This is a genomic window from Phenylobacterium sp. (assembly GCF_030679875.1).
Taxonomy (GTDB): Bacteria; Pseudomonadota; Alphaproteobacteria; order Caulobacterales; family Caulobacteraceae; genus Phenylobacterium.
Window position 1 is genome coordinate 172,845 of the sequence record NZ_JAUXSP010000002.1, and the last position, 12,648, is coordinate 185,492.

Here is a 12,648-nt window from a genome sequence, read left to right on the forward strand (position 1 = left end):
CCTGAACGACGAGGAGCCGCCATGTCCGCGCCCAGCTACGAGACCCTGCTCATCGAGGCCCACGGCCCCGTCACCCTGATCCGCCTGAACCGGCCAGAGGCGCTGAACGCCCTCAACGCCCAGCTGCTCGCCGATCTTGAGGCCGCCCTGGACGTCGCCGAGGCCGATGCGGCGGTCGGCTGCATCGTCCTGACCGGCTCGGCCCGGGCCTTCGCCGCCGGCGCCGACATCAAGGAGATGGCCGACAAGTCCTATGCGGACATGTTCCTGGCCGACACCTTCGCCCGCAGCGCCCGTCGGATCGAGGCCTGCCGCAAGCCGATCATCGCCGCCGTCGCAGGCTTCGCCCTGGGGGGCGGCTGCGAGCTGGCCATGATGTGCGACTTCATCCTGGCCGCCGATACGGCGAAGTTCGGCCAGCCGGAGATCAATCTCGGCGTCATGCCGGGCATTGGCGGCACCCAGCGCCTGACGCGGTTCGTGGGCAAGTCCAAGGCCATGGAGATGATCCTGACCGGGCGGATGATGGACGCCGCCGAGGCCGAGCGGGCGGGCCTGGTCTCGCGGATCCTGCCTGCCGACACGCTGATCGAGGAGGCCCTGGCCGCGGCCGCCAAGATCGCCGCCCAGTCGCCGGTGGCGGTGATGATGAACAAGGAGCTGGTGGAGACCGCCTACGAGACCACCCTGTCGGCCGGCGTGGCGGTGGAGCGGCGGTTGTTCCACTCCCTCTTCGCCTTCGACGACCAGAAGGAGGGCATGGCCGCCTTCGTCGAAAAGCGAAAGCCCGACTTCAAGGGGCGCTAGCCTTGCGGATCCTCGCCTTCGGGGACTCCTTCGTGGCCGGGGCCGGCGATCCAGCCCACCAGGGCTGGCTTGGCCGCGCCCTGGTCGGCCGGCCCGAGGTGACCGCCTACAATCTCGGCGTCCGGGGCGACACCAGCGCCGACGTTCTCGCCCGCTGGTCGGCGGAGGCTGAGGTCCGGCTGACCATGGTCGAGCCCTGTGGCCTGGTCTTCGCCTTCGGGCGCAATGACGCCAACGCCTTTGAGGACCGCCCACGCCTGTCGGCGGCTGAGAGCCTGAAGAACACCCATCAGCTCCTGAGCCAGGGGGCGCTGCGGGCGCCTGTGCTGATGGTCGGGCCGCCGCCCGCCGACGCCCCCGCCCTGGCCGCACGGGTGGAGGATCTCAATGAGGCCTTCAAGGCTCTCTGCGCCCGCCTGCAGACGCCCTATATCGACGTTCTGCGTCCCCTGGCCGTCAGCGGGACCTGGCTGGCCGAGGCCCGGGCGGGGGACGGCGCGCATCCGGGCGCTGCAGGCTACCAGCAGATGGCGGATCTGATCGCCGCCCATCCGGCCTGGCGTCGCTTCACCGGGATCGACGGAATCCCGACATGAAGGCCAGGCGCCATTGACCGGCTCTCCGCCATCCCGTATATCCGCGCCTCCGATTTTCACCGCCCGGACCTGAGTTCGAGCGCGCTACTATTCGAGAGCTGAAGAATGGCCAACACGCCCGGCGCCAAGAAGGCGATCCGCAAGATCGCCCGTCGCACCGAAGTCAACACCGCCCGCCGCTCGCGCGTTCGGACCTATCTCCGACGGTTCGAAGAGGCGGTCGCCGCCGGCGACGCCGCGGTCGCCAAGACCGCCTTTGTCGAGGCCCAGTCCGAAGTCATGCGGGCGGTCACCAAGGGCGTGATCCACAAGAACACCGCCTCGCGGAAGGTCTCGCGACTGGCCGCCCGGCTGAAGAAGCTGGCCGTCGCCTAAAGCGTGATCTTCGCCGCCTTCGGGCGGCCTAGTCGCTTGAATTTGTTTGAAGAATGAACGAGCCCGCGCGCCTCAATGGCGTGCGGGCTTTGTCGTATCCGGACGGCCGGGGTGCGACTCCTGCGACCAATGTTCTCATGCCCGACAGGTCATTTCGGCTTTTCCCTTGTGGCGCGAGGGCCTGCGCTTGAGTCAACGAAAATATCCGCGGACGGCGCGAAGAATCACCGTTGACCCCCCCCGGTCCGGGACTAGTCTCTGGGACTTCAACACAGACGTGTTTTCCATCTGAATTCGGATGAAACAACGGGGGGCGAGACTCTATGCGCTCTCCGGGTAAGCCTCTGTGTTTGTTGAATAAGCGTGGCCGCGGCGTGGGGTTGCGGCCAATGATGGCGAATGTTGGGGGAAGTGGCGAAAATGGCTTCTGGGGGATTGGCGGACAGGACGACGGCGACGCCGGCCGGGGCGGTTTGGACAAAGACCTGCCTGACCCTCAAGCGCGAGCTGGGCGACGCCACCTTTGGCTCCTGGCTGGGCCATGCCGCCCTGCGGGAGCGGTCTGACAACGAGGTCTGTCTCGTGGCGGCCACCGGCGTGGCCCGCGACTGGATCCGTCGTCATGCCTGGCGCCGCATCGGCGAGCTTTGGGCGCAGAATGACCCCGAAGGCCGGGCGCTGGACCTGAAGTCCCGGATGGAGTTCGACAGCGCCGCCCCAGCCGAGCCCCTGATCGCCGAGGTGAGCCTGTCCAAGGCCCAGGCATCGCCCGCCCCGGTTCTGACCCTCCACGAGGCCCCTGCGACCTTTGAGGCGCCCGCCGCCCGCCCGGTCCGGACCCATGGCCTGCAAGAGCGCTTCACCTTCGACACCTTCGTGCCGGGTCCGGCCAATGAGTTCGCCTTCGCCGTCGCCCGCCGCGTCGGGTGCTGGGCCGACGGCCATTTCAACCCGGTGGTCTTCCATGGCCCCTACGGCTTCGGAAAGACCCACCTGCTGAACGCCCTGGGCTGGGAGGCCCTGCGCACCGCGCCGGACAAGAAGGTGGTCTATCTGACCGCCGAACGCTTCACCCAGACCTTCGTCAAGGCGGTCCAGGACCGTCAGACCGCGGCCTTCAAGGACGAGCTGCGGGACGCTGATCTGCTGCTGATCGACGATGTGCACTTCGTGGCCGGCAAGGCCTCGACCCAGGAAGAGCTGTTCCACACCCTGATCGCCCTGGTTCAGGACGGCCGCCGGGTGGTGATGACCGCCGACCGGCCGCCCCACGAGCTGTCCGACCTGGAGCCGCGCCTGCGCTCGCACCTGCAGGCCGGCCTGGTCTGTGGCATCGAGCCTGCCGACCGCGACCTTCGCCAGGGCATATTGGAGCGCAAGCTGGACATGCTGGCCCGCCAGGGGGGCTTCCCCCCCGAGGTCCGCCCCGAGGTGCTGCAATTCCTCGCCGACCGCTTCAGCGACAGCGTGCGGGAGCTGGAAGGGGCCCTGAACACCCTTGTGGCCCGGATCGGACCCCAACTGGCCCAACTGACCCTGGACGAGGCTCAGAGCATCCTGAGGCCCCACCTGTCGGCGCCGGAGCGCAAGGTGACGGTGGACCACATCCAGAAGGCCGTGGCCGAGCACTATGGCCTCACCCAGGCTGACCTGCTGTCGGAGCGCCGGGCCCGGGCCGTGGCGCGGCCCCGCCAGGCGGCCATGTGGATCGCCAAGCAGATCACCACCCGCTCCCTGCCCGACATCGGCCGGCGGTTCGGCGGCCGCGATCACACCACCGTCCTGCATGCGGTGCGCCGCATCGAGGCCCTGAAGGTCGATGACCCGGTGCTCACCCGCGACCTGGACGTCCTGCTGCGCAAGCTGCGCGGCTGATCCCCTAGCCGACCCAGAGGTCCGCAAGCCAGAAGGCCCGCCACCCCCGGCGGGCCTTTCGCTTTTCAGCCTCGCCGCAGCCGGCCGATCAGGGCTTGGGCCCCGGGGGCGAGCAGTCCGTCGGCGCCTCGCAATCCGCCAATCGGCCACGAAAAAGGGCGGCCGCATCGCTGCGGCCGCCCCTCATTCGTCAGCAGGTCGGGGTGAGGCTTAAGCCTCGACCTCGGCCCCTTCCTTCTTGGACAGGTCTTCGCCGGTCACCTGGTCGACGACCTTCATGGACAGGCGGGTCTTGCCGCGATCGTCGAAGCCCAGGAGCTTGACCTTCACTTCCTGGCCTTCGGTCAGCACGTCGGAGACCTTGGCCACGCGCTCGCTGGAGATCTGGCTCACATGAACCAGGCCGTCCTTGGCGCCGAAGAAGTTCACGAAGGCCCCGAAGTCGACGACCTTGACCACCTTGCCGGTGTAGATCGCGTTCAGCTCGGGTTCCGAGGCGATGGAACGGATCCAGTCGCGGGCCGCATCGATCTTGGACTGTTCCGAGGCGGCGATCTTGATCGTGCCGTCGTCGGAGATGTCCACCTTGGCGCCGGTTTCGGCGACGATCTCACGGATCACCTTGCCGCCCGAACCAATCACTTCGCGGATCTTGTCGACCGCGATCTTCATGGTTTCGATCTTGGGCGCGTACTCACCGAGCTCGGCGCGCGGCGCGTCCATGGCCTTGGTCATCTCGTCAAGAATGTGCTGGCGGCCGGCTTTCGCCTGTTCCAGCGCCTTCTTCATGATCTCCTCGGTGATGCCGGCGATCTTGATGTCCATCTGCAGCGAGGTGATGCCATCAGCGGTGCCGGCGACCTTGAAGTCCATGTCGCCCAGGTGGTCTTCGTCACCCAGAATGTCGGACAGAACCGCGAAGCCGTCGGCCTCGAGGATCAGGCCCATAGCGATGCCGGAGACCGGCTTCTTCAGGGGCACGCCCGCATCCATCATGGCCAGCGAAGCGCCGCAGACCGTGGCCATGGAGGAGGAGCCGTTGGACTCCAGGATCTCCGAGACCAGGCGGATGGTGTAGGGGAAGTCTTCCGTCGCCGGCAGGACCGGACGCACGGCGCGCCAGGCGAGCTTGCCATGGCCGATTTCACGACGGCCGGGCGAACCCATGCGGCCAGCTTCCCCGACGCTGAAGGGAGGGAAGTTGTAGTGGAGAAGGAACTTCTCCTTGTAGGTGCCTTCCAGGGCGTCGATGAACTGCTCGTCGTCGCCGGTGCCCAGGGTGGCGACCACCAGGGCCTGGGTCTCGCCGCGGGTAAACAGGGCCGAGCCGTGGGCCCGGGGCAGGATGCCCACTTCCGAGACGATGGGACGGACCTTGTCGACGGTGCGGCCATCGATGCGCAGGCCGGTGTCGAGGATGCCGCGGCGGACGACGTCAGCCTCAAGCTCCTTGAACACGCCGCCCAGCTTCTGGCTGTCGGCGCCGTCGGGATTGGCGTCAGACTTGGCCATGGAGGCCGTGGCCTTCTGCTTGGCCTGGCTGAGCGCCTCCTGGCGGTCCTGCTTCTTGGTGATCTTGTAGGCCGCGGCGATATCGGCCCCGACCAGGGTCTTCATCTGGCCCTTCAGGGCGTCGGTGTCGTCGGCGGCGAAGTCGAAGGGCTCCTTGGCCGAATGCTCGGCCAGGTCGATGATGGCTTCGATCACCGGCTGGATGGACTTGTGGGCGAAGGAGACGCCGGCCAGGACCTGCTCTTCGGTCAGTTCCTGAATTTCCGACTCCACCATCATCACCGCGTCGGCGGTGCCGGCGACGACCAGGTCCATCTGGCTGGTCTTCAGCTCGTCCAGGGTCGGGTTGAGGACGTATTCGCCCTCGATGAAGCCGACGCGGGCCGCGGCGATCGGGCCCATGAAGGGGGCGCCGGAAATCACCAGGGCGGCCGAGGCCGCGACCATGGCGACGACGTCGGGGTCATTTTCCAGATCGTGGGCCAGGACGGTGCAGACCACCTGGACTTCGTTCTTGAAGCCCTTGACGAACAGGGGGCGGATCGGGCGGTCGATCAGGCGGGAGACCAGGGTCTCCTTTTCCGACGGGCGACCTTCGCGCTTGAAGAAGCCGCCGGGAATCTTGCCCGCGGCGTAGGTCTTCTCCTGATAGTTCACGGTCAGGGGGAAGAAGTCCTGGCCGGGCTTGGCGCTCTTGGCGAACACGGCGGTGGCCAGCACCACGGTCTCGCCGTAGGTGGCGAGCACGGCGCCGTCGGCCTGGCGGGCCATGCGGCCAGTTTCGAGGGTCAGCGTCTTACCGCCCCACTCGATCGTCTTACGTTTGATGTCGAACATGAGTTTTTCTTCTTTCAGGTCCCGCAGGCGTATTCCTGGCGGGGGCGGACAGGGCGTCGGACTTCCGAAATCCTCTCCAGGTGAACAGGCGTGATGAGGATTTCGTCGCAACCCTCAGCGTGCGTCTTGGGGCCTTGGCCCCGCCGCCCGAAAGTCTCCGGCCTGTCTCGGAGGGGGCGGTTGTCGTTCGCCGCCGAAGCGGCGGCAGGGTCCTTCAGGCAGGACCCCATATGCGACGCCCCCGCTTTCGCGGGGGCGCAGAGACGTTCTAGCGGCGAAGGCCGAGCAATTCGATGAGCGCCAGATAGCGCGCGTTCTCGGACTTCTTCAGGTGATCGAGGAGCGACCGGCGCTGGGAGACCATCTTGAGCAGGCCCCGACGCGAATGGTTGTCCTTCTTGTGGGTCTTGAAGTGCTCGGTCAGGTTGACGATCCGTTCGGTCAGGATCGCGACCTGGACTTCGGCGCTTCCGGTGTCACCCTCGCTGCGAGCGTGGGTCTTGATGAGTTCGGCCTTACGGTCCGGGGTAACCGACATCGTGCGTCTCCGCTCTATTCCAGATGAAAGACACGGGACGGCTCGAGCTTGCCGGCGCGCATCTCGCAGAGGGCCACCATCACGCCACGACACATGGCCGAAACAGTTCGAGCGCCCGGCGCAAGCCCGGCTCTCAAGGTTTCGACCTGTCGGGGAACGAGAACGATCGACCGTCCCTGCTTAAGTCTGAAAGCGTCTTCGTCGGTCACGGCCAACGCCGGGATGTCGTCCAGCGCGGTCTCGACCGGAAGCAATGCCTCCGACTGCCGGGCCTTATGACCCAATTCTTCAAGTAAATCCAGCCCGATCGCCCGGGCCTCGGTGAAGGCGCCCACCCGGGTGCGGCGCAGGGCGCTGACATGGGCCTCGGCGCCCAGCCGCAGGGCCAGGTCGCGGACCACCGAGCGCACATAGGCGCCCTTGCCGCAGTCCATGATCAGCTCGATGTGGTCGGCGTCGGGCGCCTCGCCCACCGCCAGGCCGTGGATCATCACCGGGCGGGCCTTCAGCTCCACCGCTTCCCCGGCCCGGGCCAGGTCATAGGCCCGCTCCCCGTCCACCTTGATGGCCGAATAGATGGGCGGGACCTGCATCACCTCGCCCTCGAACTCGTGCAGGACGGCCTTGACCTGATCGGGGGTCGGCCGGACGTCGGAGCGGGCGGTGATCTCGCCCTCCCGGTCGAGGGTTGTCGTCGAGGCGCCCCAGGCGATGGTGAAGCGGTAGCCCTTATCGGCCTCGACCATATAGGCCACGGTCTTGGTCGCCTCCCCCAGCGCCAGGGGCAGGACCCCGGTGGCCAGGGGGTCCAGCGTGCCCGCATGGCCAGCCTTCTGGGCGTTGAAGATCCGGCGGACCCTGCCCACCGCCTGGGTGGAGGTCAGGTCATAGGGCTTGTCCAGGCAGATCCAGCCGGACACCGCCTCTCCCTTGCGCCGACGGCCCATGGCTTCAGTCCTCTTCGGGGGCGTCGAGGTCCTGGCGGACCTTGGGGTCATCGAACAGCCGGCTCATCTGGTCGGCGGCGTCGAAGGTCTCGTCATGCAGGAACTTCAGCTCCGGCGTGGCGCGCAGTTCGATCATCCGGCCCAGACGCCCGCGGAAGAATTTCGAGGCCCGGTTCATCGCCGCCACCACTTCGGTGGCGTTCTCGCCCCCCAGGGGCTGGATGAAGCAGACGGCGTGGCGCAGGTCGGGACTGACGCGGACCTCGGTGATGGTGACCGGATCGCCGGCCAGGGCCGGATCGTCCAGGTCCTCCTCCCGCATGATCTCCACCAGGGCGTGACGGACCAGTTCGCCAGCGCGCAGTTGCCGCTGGCTGGGGCCGCGAAGGGCGGGGCGCGCGCCAGACGTGCGGGAAGCTGGCGTGCGGGAAGGGGGACGGCGTTTCATGGCGAGGCTCTCGCAAGATCTGGCCTGGCCGGCGGCTCGAACGCTCGGCGCAGGGAAGGGCGCGCTTCTAGTGGCCGCGCCCTTCGAAGTCTAGGCCCCGTCGGCCCGGCCCGCCAGGGCGCTCACGCCCCCGTGCGCTGGCGGAAGAAGGCGATCACCCGAGCCTCGGCGGCCTTGGTCGGGCCATCAGCCGCCAAGTGCAGGGTGAGTGTGGAATGGGGCGGAATGGGCGAGGCCGCGGCGTCGGTGTCCTCCAGTTCGATGGCCTCGAACCGTTCGCCGAACTCGGCCCGGTAGCGGTCGAACCGGGCCTGGCCCACCAGGGCGTCGCCCTTGAACCGCAGGCCGATCATCGACAGGTCCTCGGTCTCGAACCTCGTCCTGGCGCAGGCGATCTCCGCCGCGCTGACCCCGATGGCGGCCGCCCGTTTCTTCGACCCCGCGGCGAGCGGCAGGGAAGGCTGGGCCAGGACCGGCGCCACCACGGCGGGCTCGGTCATCATGGCCAGGGCGAAGCCCCCGGTGAAGCACATGCCCACCGCGCCGACCCCCGCGCCGCCGCACTCGGCATGGGCCTGACGGGCCAGGGCGCGCAGCCAGTCGACGATGGGGCTGGAGGTGTCGGTGGACCAGACGTGGAATTCCCGCCGCACGCAGATGGCCTTCAGGGCCTCGGCGGCCAGATAGGCCTGGCTGACCGGCTTGCCCGGCTCACCAAACAGGCTGGGACACCAGGCGGTGAGCCCGGCCTCGGCCAGCCGCGTGGCGAAGGCCAGGACCAGAGGATGCAGGCCCGGCATCTCATGGATGACAATGACCGCAGGCCCCGAGCCCCGCCGATAGACCGGCCGGGTCCAGCGCCCGTCGTCGAACTCGAACCGCTCGAAGCCTTCCAGATCGGCCGCCGGCATGTCGCGCTCCCCACAAGGTCTGAGGGGGAGACTAGCTCAGCGGCGCAGCATGTCGATCTCGCCCTCGAAGCCCGACAGCCGCCACACTCCCTCGGTCTCTGTGAAGATCAGCAGGCAGGGCCCGTCCTTGCTTCGGGTCGCGCAGACCCGTCCGTCGTCCAGAGCCCGGAGAGAGCCGGCGATGGCCACCCGGCCGGGCAGGGGCTGGCTGGCGTCATAGCCGTAGTGTTCGGCCACCCCGCGGAACACCTGTGGGCGAACCAGCTGCTCGCTGGCGGCCTTGGCGATGGAGGGACCGAGCAGGGCGGCCAGGGCCCGCATCTCGTCATTGCCGCCGGCGCGGGTGGTCTCGGCGGCGATGCGGGCCTCGATCTGGCTGCGCAGGGCCGGGCGGTCCACGTGGCGATCAAAGGTCGCCTCGTCGCCGTCGCGGATGGCGGTCAGCAGGGTGTGGACGTCCCCGGCCGCGTCTAGCCGCTGGGCGCCCCCGGCGCAGGCGCTGAGCGTCAGGACAAGGGCGATCGGGATCAGCAGGCGCAGGGATTTCAGCATCGGGGTCCTCCGGAAGCGGGAGATCAGGACCGCCTCAAGGTGGCGATCCGAAGGCGCGGGCGATCTCTTCATCCCCCAGATCGGCGATTTCGACCAGCTTCAGCCGCGCGGTTTCACCGGAGACGATCCTTATGCCGGAGCGGGGCCAGCGCAGCGACTTGGCGAGAAAGGCGATGAGGGCGTCATTGGCCGCGCCGTCCACCGGGGCGGCCGAGACCCTGACCTTCAGATAGGCCCGGCCCTCCCCGTCCTGCCCCCACCCGTCGGCGGCGTCCCGCCCGCCCCTGGGCGTCAGCCGCACGGCCAGGCGCATGGGCGGCTCAGATGACCGGCGTGACCAGGGCGCGATAGAGCGCCGGCAACAGGATGTCCTTGGTCCCGATCAGCACCAGGATCACGATGATCGGGCTGATATCCACCCCACCCAGCGGCGGGATGATCCGCTGCACTGGCCGCATCACCGGGGCGGTGATCGCCTCCAGGGCCCGGGCGATATTGTAGACGAACCGATTGCGCAGGTTGATCACGTCGAAGGCCACCAGCCAGGACAGGATCGCATTGATGATGATCGCGTAGATCAACAGCTGGAGGATCGCCCCGATGATGAAGAAGACGAACTGGAGGATGGCGGCCATGGGGCGTCCCGATCTGACTTGAGCGCCGGTTCTAGCGGCCCCCGGTCCCCCCTGACAAGGCGGCGCCGCGCGCTTATCCGTTGAGCGGCTTGACAGAAATCCACCGCACGCCTAACTCCGCGCCTTCCTGGGGGCCGTAGCTCAGTTGGTAGAGCGCCTCGTTCGCAATGAGGAGGTCAGCGGTTCGATTCCGCTCGGCTCCACCAGGATTCTCCCCTGACGCAGACGACTATGACGCCGTGGTCTCTGGGGCGGGGAACCCAAGCCAGGGCGTGACGTTCTTCCAGCACACGCAACCCTGGAGAGATGTCATGAACTCGATCATCTATATTGTCGGCCTGGTCGTCGTCGTAGGCGCCGTGCTCGCCTTTGTGTTCTGAGACCAAGTGCTGTCCCGGTGAGCCGCTGCGAGTGCTGGAAACCTCCCCTCGCAGCGACTCTCCCTTACTGAACACCACGCAGGGGTGTGTTTCCCCGTATCTTGACGCCAGGGTCGAGAGCCTGCGACAACTTGGCCGGCCAGGGTCTGACTAATCTTCGGTTAATCACCCGGCCTCTAGAACTGTTCCTCAAATTGGGGAGCTGTTTCAGTGGCGACGTGGCTGCTGGCGATCGGTCTGGGTGTCCTGAGCCTCGTGGCGGCCCTGGTTTTCGGCGCGGCCCCACGCGAAGCGAGCGCCGCCGCCGCCATCTTTCCCCCATGGTGGAGCGCCCCGCGGGCCCTGGCTGCGGCTGACCGGGCTGGGGCCGTCACGGGCGTCGGCGCCCAACCTTTCATCATTATAACCACCCGCGACCCCAACCGCTCACAGGATCGCGCCCTGGCTGCGTCGCTTCGCGCCCAGGGCGCTTGGCTTGTGGTCGATCCAGGCCTGGCAGGCCTGTGCGAGACCCCCGCATGATCCTCCGCCCTTCCCGCTCCTTCCTGGCCGTCCCGGCCCTCCCGGCCGATCGGCCAGCCCTCGCAAGAGTTTACGCCCCATGACTGGCTCCCGTGCGCTCACCCTCGAAGACCAGCGGGCCTTTGGCCTCAAGGTGCTGAATGGCCTGATCTGCCTGTTCATCCCCCTCGTGGGTCTGGCCGCCTTCTTGAATGACGGACCCTGGATGGGGCTCGGCTTGGCCGCGACGGCCTTGGCGGGCGCCTCGCTTTTGATGTCACGGACAGGCGGGGCCGCGGCGCGGCTGACCCTCAGCGTCGCGCTGATGGGGGCGGTGTCCCTGCTGGTCGCGGCCTTCGCCGGGGCGCCGTGGCAGGTGGACATGCACATGGCCTATTTCGCGGCCCTGGCGACCCTGATCGTGTTTTGCGACTGGCGAGTCATCGTGGCCGGCGCCGGTACGGTGGCCGTCCATCACCTGGTGCTCAGCTTTGTTCTGCCTGCGGCGGTGTTCCCGGGCGGCGGCGACATCGGCCGGGTCCTGGTCCATGCGGTGATCCTGGTGATCGAGGCCGCAGTCCTGGTCTGGGCGGCCCTGCGGATCCTGCAGATGTTCGCCACCTCCACCGCTGCTGTCGCCGACGCCGACGCCGCCCGCCAGGCCGCCGAGGGCGCGACCCTGGCGGTGGAACAGTCCCGGGCGGCCGAAGCCACCGCCGCCCAGGAACGCCTGGACCTTCAACAGGCGGTGGACGAGGAGCGCAAGGCCGTGGTCGACGGCCTGGCGACGGGCCTGGGCAAGCTGGCCCAGGGGGTCCTCACCTATCGCATCAGCCAGGCCTTCACCCCCCAGTACGAGGCCCTGCGTCGGGACTTCAACAGCGCCGCCGAGCGATTGCAGGACGCTCTGGGCGTCATCGCCCAGGCCGCGACCAACATGAGCGGGGGGGCAGGCGAGATCAGTCAGGCCGCCGACGACCTCTCGCGGCGCACCGAACAGCAGGCCGCCGGTCTGGAGGAGACAGCTGCGGCCCTGGACGAGGTCACCGCCACGGTGCGCAAATCCGCCGAAGGCGCCAAGGAGGCGGCCGAGGTTGTCGCCCGCTCCCGCCAGGACGCCCAGAAGGCGGGCCAGGTGGTCGGCGACGCCGTTCAGGCTATGAGTGAGATCGAAAAGTCCTCCGAGCAGATCACCCAGATCATTGGCGTGATCGACGAGATCGCCTTCCAGACTAACCTTCTGGCCCTGAACGCCGGGGTCGAGGCCGCCCGGGCCGGCGACGCCGGCCGTGGCTTCGCCGTGGTCGCCTCCGAGGTCCGGGCTCTGGCCCAACGCTCGGCCGATGCGGCCAAGGAGATCAAGTCCCTGATCAGCGCTTCGTCGCAGCAGGTGGCCCAGGGAGTCGGCTTGGTCGGCCAGACCGGCGAGGCCCTGCAGCGGATCGTCGCCCAGGTGGCCGAGATCGACGGACTGGTGCGAGAGATCGCCGCCGGCGCCCAGGAGCAGGCCACGGGCCTTCACGAGGTGAACGCGGCGGTAAACGATATGGACCGGGTGACCCAGCAGAACGCCGCCATGGTCGAAGAGACCACCGCGGCCAGTCACGCCCTGGCCAGCGAGGCGCGCTTGTTGGCTGACAGTGTCGCGCGCTTCGATATCGGAACTCCGGGGGCCGCGACGGCGCTTGGCCGACGCGCCGCCTGAAGACAGACGCGGCCCTGATCCGCTAAGGG

General features: G+C 68.1%; 14 protein-coding genes and 1 tRNA gene. 7 read left to right on the forward strand and 8 right to left on the reverse strand.

Annotated elements, in window-relative coordinates; genetic code table 11:
- Positions 1 to 21: 21 nt before the first annotated feature.
- The 4 genes from Q8K84_RS01250 to dnaA all read left to right on the forward strand — a co-directional run bounded on the left by Q8K84_RS01250 (position 22) and on the right by dnaA (position 3,653).
- Entirely contained in the window at positions 22 to 807 is a 786-nt protein-coding gene (locus Q8K84_RS01250; RefSeq protein ID WP_305279799.1) for an enoyl-CoA hydratase, read from the forward strand.
- Positions 808 to 809: 2 nt separating this feature from the next.
- Positions 810 to 1,403 (forward strand): GDSL-type esterase/lipase family protein, encoded by a 594-nt coding sequence (locus Q8K84_RS01255; RefSeq protein ID WP_305279801.1) that lies wholly within the window; start codon positions 810 to 812, stop codon positions 1,401 to 1,403.
- A 105-nt stretch (positions 1,404 to 1,508) separates the two neighbouring features.
- A complete protein-coding gene (rpsT, locus tag Q8K84_RS01260) occupies positions 1,509 to 1,778 on the forward strand; it encodes a 30S ribosomal protein S20 (protein WP_293321062.1) in 270 nt (89 codons plus the stop codon).
- Positions 1,779 to 2,198: 420 nt separating this feature from the next.
- Positions 2,199 to 3,653 carry a chromosomal replication initiator protein DnaA gene (gene dnaA, locus Q8K84_RS01265; protein ID WP_305279809.1) on the forward strand — a complete coding sequence of 485 codons (1,455 nt, stop codon included), beginning with the start codon at positions 2,199 to 2,201 and terminating at the stop codon, positions 3,651 to 3,653.
- Between the two features lie 210 nt (positions 3,654 to 3,863).
- Here the strand turns inward: dnaA and pnp are convergent, their stop codons facing one another.
- The 8 genes from pnp to Q8K84_RS01305 form a co-directional block, all read right to left on the reverse strand.
- Positions 3,864 to 6,002, reverse strand: a complete 2,139-nt coding sequence (gene pnp / locus Q8K84_RS01270; RefSeq protein ID WP_305279812.1) for a polyribonucleotide nucleotidyltransferase — start codon at positions 6,000 to 6,002, stop codon at positions 3,864 to 3,866.
- Between the two features lie 268 nt (positions 6,003 to 6,270).
- A complete protein-coding gene (rpsO, locus tag Q8K84_RS01275) occupies positions 6,271 to 6,540 on the reverse strand; it encodes a 30S ribosomal protein S15 (RefSeq protein WP_305279816.1) in 270 nt (89 codons plus the stop codon).
- Between the two features lie 14 nt (positions 6,541 to 6,554).
- Positions 6,555 to 7,487, reverse strand: a complete 933-nt coding sequence (gene truB / locus Q8K84_RS01280; RefSeq protein WP_305279818.1) for a tRNA pseudouridine(55) synthase TruB — start codon at positions 7,485 to 7,487, stop codon at positions 6,555 to 6,557.
- A gap of 4 nt (positions 7,488 to 7,491) precedes the next feature.
- Positions 7,492 to 7,935: a 30S ribosome-binding factor RbfA gene (rbfA, locus tag Q8K84_RS01285; protein WP_305279820.1), complete on the reverse strand. Its 444-nt coding sequence runs from the start codon at positions 7,933 to 7,935 to the stop codon at positions 7,492 to 7,494.
- Positions 7,936 to 8,057: 122 nt separating this feature from the next.
- Positions 8,058 to 8,846: a dienelactone hydrolase family protein gene (locus Q8K84_RS01290; RefSeq protein WP_305279823.1), complete on the reverse strand. Its 789-nt coding sequence runs from the start codon at positions 8,844 to 8,846 to the stop codon at positions 8,058 to 8,060.
- Between the two features lie 36 nt (positions 8,847 to 8,882).
- On the reverse strand, positions 8,883 to 9,398 hold the full coding sequence (locus tag Q8K84_RS01295) for a DUF2939 domain-containing protein (protein ID WP_305279827.1): 516 nt from the start codon (positions 9,396 to 9,398) through the stop codon (positions 8,883 to 8,885).
- A 34-nt stretch (positions 9,399 to 9,432) separates the two neighbouring features.
- Complete coding sequence (locus Q8K84_RS01300; protein WP_305279830.1) at positions 9,433 to 9,711, reverse strand: DUF167 family protein; 279 nt, start codon at positions 9,709 to 9,711, stop codon at positions 9,433 to 9,435.
- Positions 9,712 to 9,718: 7 nt separating this feature from the next.
- Positions 9,719 to 10,033 (reverse strand): YggT family protein, encoded by a 315-nt coding sequence (locus Q8K84_RS01305; RefSeq protein WP_305279833.1) that lies wholly within the window; start codon positions 10,031 to 10,033, stop codon positions 9,719 to 9,721.
- Positions 10,034 to 10,163: 130 nt separating this feature from the next.
- On the opposite strand from Q8K84_RS01305, the gene Q8K84_RS01310 reads away from it, so the two are divergent.
- The 3 genes from Q8K84_RS01310 (at position 10,164) to Q8K84_RS01320 (ending at position 12,619) form a co-directional block, all read left to right on the forward strand.
- Positions 10,164 to 10,239: transfer RNA gene (locus Q8K84_RS01310), tRNA-Ala, on the forward strand.
- Positions 10,240 to 10,623: 384 nt separating this feature from the next.
- Complete coding sequence (locus tag Q8K84_RS01315; protein WP_305279836.1) at positions 10,624 to 10,935, forward strand: hypothetical protein; 312 nt, start codon at positions 10,624 to 10,626, stop codon at positions 10,933 to 10,935.
- Positions 10,936 to 11,014: 79 nt separating this feature from the next.
- Positions 11,015 to 12,619 (forward strand): methyl-accepting chemotaxis protein, encoded by a 1,605-nt coding sequence (locus Q8K84_RS01320; RefSeq protein WP_305279839.1) that lies wholly within the window; start codon positions 11,015 to 11,017, stop codon positions 12,617 to 12,619.
- Positions 12,620 to 12,648 lie beyond the last annotated feature (29 nt).

What these genes read in the sequence shown, in the direction of transcription:
- Q8K84_RS01250 (WP_305279799.1), top strand. Translation starts at nt 22, where the DNA reads ATGTCCGCGCCCAGCTACGAGACCCTGCTCATCGAGGCCCACGGCCCC.
- rpsT (WP_293321062.1), top strand. Translation starts at nt 1,509, where the DNA reads ATGGCCAACACGCCCGGCGCCAAGAAGGCGATCCGCAAGATCGCCCGT.
- dnaA (WP_305279809.1), top strand. Translation starts at nt 2,199, where the DNA reads ATGGCTTCTGGGGGATTGGCGGACAGGACGACGGCGACGCCGGCCGGG.
- pnp (WP_305279812.1), bottom strand. Translation starts at nt 6,002, where the DNA reads ATGTTCGACATCAAACGTAAGACGATCGAGTGGGGCGGTAAGACGCTG.
- rpsO (WP_305279816.1), bottom strand. Translation starts at nt 6,540, where the DNA reads ATGTCGGTTACCCCGGACCGTAAGGCCGAACTCATCAAGACCCACGCT.
- truB (WP_305279818.1), bottom strand. Translation starts at nt 7,487, where the DNA reads ATGGGCCGTCGGCGCAAGGGAGAGGCGGTGTCCGGCTGGATCTGCCTG.
- rbfA (WP_305279820.1), bottom strand. Translation starts at nt 7,935, where the DNA reads ATGAAACGCCGTCCCCCTTCCCGCACGCCAGCTTCCCGCACGTCTGGC.
- Q8K84_RS01290 (WP_305279823.1), bottom strand. Translation starts at nt 8,846, where the DNA reads ATGCCGGCGGCCGATCTGGAAGGCTTCGAGCGGTTCGAGTTCGACGAC.
- Q8K84_RS01295 (WP_305279827.1), bottom strand. Translation starts at nt 9,398, where the DNA reads ATGCTGAAATCCCTGCGCCTGCTGATCCCGATCGCCCTTGTCCTGACG.
- Q8K84_RS01300 (WP_305279830.1), bottom strand. Translation starts at nt 9,711, where the DNA reads ATGCGCCTGGCCGTGCGGCTGACGCCCAGGGGCGGGCGGGACGCCGCC.
- Q8K84_RS01305 (WP_305279833.1), bottom strand. Translation starts at nt 10,033, where the DNA reads ATGGCCGCCATCCTCCAGTTCGTCTTCTTCATCATCGGGGCGATCCTC.
- Q8K84_RS01320 (WP_305279839.1), top strand. Translation starts at nt 11,015, where the DNA reads ATGACTGGCTCCCGTGCGCTCACCCTCGAAGACCAGCGGGCCTTTGGC.